Source organism: Streptomyces sp. SBT349 (assembly GCF_001083795.1).
In the GTDB taxonomy this organism is placed as follows: Bacteria; Actinomycetota; Actinomycetes; order Streptomycetales; family Streptomycetaceae; genus Streptomyces.
Genome location: NZ_LAVK01000548.1, coordinates 1 through 3,233, shown reverse-complemented (window position 1 = coordinate 3,233; position 3,233 = coordinate 1). Strand labels below are relative to the sequence as shown.

At 78.8% G+C, this 3,233-nt stretch carries 2 protein-coding genes and 1 pseudogene; all 3 read left to right on the top strand.

Going from position 1 to position 3,233, the window contains the following annotated elements:
- Positions 1 to 380 (top strand): annotated as a pseudogene (locus ADY01_RS34405) (hypothetical protein); the annotation flags it as partial.
- 2 nt (positions 381 to 382) lie between these two features.
- Complete coding sequence (gene eccB, locus ADY01_RS34400) at positions 383 to 1,780, top strand: type VII secretion protein EccB (protein ID WP_049580706.1); 1,398 nt, start codon at positions 383 to 385, stop codon at positions 1,778 to 1,780.
- Positions 1,777 to 3,087 carry a type VII secretion protein EccE gene (locus ADY01_RS34395; RefSeq protein ID WP_049580705.1) on the top strand — a complete coding sequence of 437 codons (1,311 nt, stop codon included), beginning with the start codon at positions 1,777 to 1,779 and terminating at the stop codon, positions 3,085 to 3,087. The genes eccB and ADY01_RS34395 overlap by 4 nt, the downstream gene beginning before the upstream one ends.
- The last annotated feature ends 146 nt before the right edge of the window (positions 3,088 to 3,233 follow it).

Here is a 3,233-nt window from a genome sequence, read left to right as displayed (position 1 = left end):
ATGGGGGAGAGGGCGGCGAGGCGCCGGCCGGGCGTATCCCCGTTCAGGCGATGCCGCGGGGCGAGCCGCCGCTCGGCTCGACCGCCGCCACCGGACTGGCCTGGAGCGGCGGGCTGCTGCTCGCCGTGCTCCTCGTGCTGCTGGCCGCCCCCGGCGTGCGCCGGGCGGCCCGGCGCGGCTGGCGGGCCGGCACCGAGCCGGGCCGGACCGGGCCCCACGGAGCACCGGACGGCCCGCCGGAGGAGCGGGCGAACGCGCCGGGCCCGCCCGCCGCCAGCCTCGCCTGGCTCGGCGGCACCGGCGGCACCGGCGGCGACCAGCAGACCCGGGACCACCTCGGCGACAGCACCGCGCACCCGAGCAGAAATCGGACACCGTAGCCATGGCCACGACACGCGAGCAGGCGGAGGCGTACGCGTACGCCAACCGCCGCATGAGCACCAGCCTCCTCAGGGGTGCGGACGAGGCCCGCCTCGACCCCCGCCGCCGCCTGAACCGGTCACTCGGCGCCGGCGTGGCGGTCGGCGTCCTCGTCATGGCCGGGTTCGGCGTCGCCGGATGGCTCGGCGGCGGGCGCGGCCCGGCGTTGCCGACCAGCGGCGCGGTGGTGGTCGGCGACAGCGGCGACTCCTACGTGATCGCCGAGGGGGTGGCGCACCCCGCTCTCAACCTCGCCTCCGCCCTGCTGGCCGGTGGCGGCCGGCCCACCGAGGTGCGGCAGGCGACCCTGGACGAGGCGCCGCGCGGGCTGCCGGTCGGCATCCCCGGGGCCCCCGACGCGCTGCCGGAGGCCGACGACCTGCTCGACGGGGACTGGACGCTGTGCGCCACGCCCGCCGAGACCGGCGGCGACCCGGTGCAGACCGCCCTGTACGTCTCCGTTCCCGGCGTGCCCACGGGGAACGCCGCGAGCGGCGGGACCACGCTGCTGGTGGAGGCGGAGGACGGCGGGCTGTGGCTGCTGACCCAGGGCCGGCGCCACGCCGTCGAACCGGCGATCCGGGACCTGCTGGGCCTGCTCCGGCAGCCCGTGCGGCTTCCCGCCGAGATGATCGTCACCGTCCCCGAAGGCCCCGCGATCACCATCCCCGATCCCGGCCCCGGGGCCGGGGACGAGCCGGAGGTCGAGCTTCCCTTCGACGCGGCCGTCGGCGACATCGCCCACACCGACGAGGACGGCGCCACCCGCCAGCACTACCTGGTGCGCCCGGAAGGGCTGGTCCCCATCTCCGGGCTGGTCCACACCCTGCTGTCCGGCGGGGCCGGCTCGGACCACCGGATCAGCGCCTCCGACGCCGCCCACGCGCCGCGTACCGGCGGCGATCCGGGCGACCCGGCGTGGCCCGAGGAGGTGCCGGAGGCGGAGGCGCTGGAACGCAACGAGCCCGTCTGCGTCAGCACCCCTCCCGGCAGCCAGCCGGGTGACGCCCCCTGGCGGGCCACCGTCCACCTGCCGGGGACCATGCCCGCCCCCGAGGACACGGTGCCCGTCGAGGCCGACGACGGCGGCAGGCTGGGCCTGCTGGACCGGATCTACCTGCCGGCCGGCTCGGGCACCCTGGTCCGCGCCGCCACCTCCGCCGGCACCGGCGGCACCTACACCCTGGTCACCGACGGCGGAACGGCCTACCCGCTGGCCTCTCCGGACGCCGCCGAGCGCCTCGGATACGACCCGGCCCTGGCACGGTCCATGCCCACCGCCTACGTGGACCTGCTCCCGGCCGGGCCCGTCCTGGCCCCCGAGGCGGCGGCGCGCGAGCACGAGGGAGGAAGCGCATGAGCGGCAGGAGAAGGTGGAGGGGACGCGTCCGCCTCCGGCGGTCCGGGCGTGCCGGGTCCGGGCGTGGCAGGTTCGGGCGCATCCGGTTCGCGCGCGTCCGGTTCGGCCGGGCCCGGCTCGTGGCCGTGGAGGCCGGGCTCGGCGGCGTGGCCGCGGGCCTTGCCGTCCGGAGCGCCTGGGGGAACGGGGGCTACGTCCTGGTCGGCGCCGGCGCGCTGCTCGCGCTGGGGTCGCTGGTGAGGTTCCGCGGGGACTGGGCGGACCGGCGGGTGCTGGCCCGGCTGCGCCGGGGAAGGCTGGCCGTCACTCCCCCCGACCGTGACGACCCGTCGGGGCCCCCCACGCCGGAGGCGCGTGCCGAGGGCCTGGGCGTGGCCCGGACCCTGCTGCCCGCCCTCGCCGTGACGGAGTTCGCCGACCGCAACATCCCGGGGCGAGGGGGGAACCTCCCCGGCTCCCAGGGGCCCGCGGGAGACCTCGGCGTGCTCTCCGACGGGCGCGGCCACGCCGTGGTCGCGGCGTTCCCCGGCGACACGCTGCCCGCGCTGCCCGCCGGGATCGTGGCGCGGTGGCTGGCGGAGGACCCGGCCCGGCCGGCGGCGGCGCAGGTGGTGGTCGAGCAGTTCGGCGTGCCGTCCTGGGACTTCCACCACCGCTTCCAGCCCACGGTCGTCTACCGCCAGCTCCCCTCCGGGAGCCGTCCGGTCGCGGTGCGGTCCTGGCTGGTGGTGCGCTACGAGCCGCTCGACGCGCCCGAGGCCACCGCCCGGCGCGGTGGCGGGGAGGAGGGCGCGGGGGCCGCCGTGGCGGCGGCTGCCGCCCGGCTGCGCGCCCGCCTCGCCGCGCACGGGGCCCCGACCACGCCGCTGGGCGCGGCCGAGGCACGCCGGCTGCTGCGGCAGCTCGGCGACTCCGAGGCGAACGGGCGTTGCCTCTCGTCCAGTTGGGCGGGCGCGGCGGCCACGCACGCCACTCTCACCGCGACCGTCACCTCCCAGCACGACTGGCACCGCCTCCTGTCCGGCCTCGGCGGCTGCACCGCCGACCGCGTGGTCGCCGCGGCCACCCTCACCCTGGGGGCGCCGACCAGGTCCTCCGGACCCGGGGGAGGCCGGGAACTCCGCGTCCGCGCCGCGGTGCGCGTGGTCAGCCCCCTCGCCCAGCACGCCACCGCCCAGCGCGACCGGCTGGAGGCGGCGGGCGTCGCCGGGCCGCCCGCCGCCGACCAGGCCGCGGGGCTGCTCGTCACCCTGCCGCTGGCCTACCCCTCCCGCTCCCTCGATGAGGCCACCGGCTTCGCGACCTAGGAGGCACGCGAGAACGATGAGCACGTCCGAACCCACCACCCTGGCCCTGGCCGCGCGTGGCCGCGGCACGTCCGAATTCCGCACCATGGACCTCGGCGGGCACCGCCCGAGGCCCCCCGGCCTCCCCACGCCCGGCCTCCCCGCAC

What these genes read in the sequence shown, in the direction of transcription:
- eccB (WP_049580706.1), top strand. Translation starts at nt 383, where the DNA reads ATGGCCACGACACGCGAGCAGGCGGAGGCGTACGCGTACGCCAACCGC.
- ADY01_RS34395 (WP_049580705.1), top strand. Translation starts at nt 1,777, where the DNA reads ATGAGCGGCAGGAGAAGGTGGAGGGGACGCGTCCGCCTCCGGCGGTCC.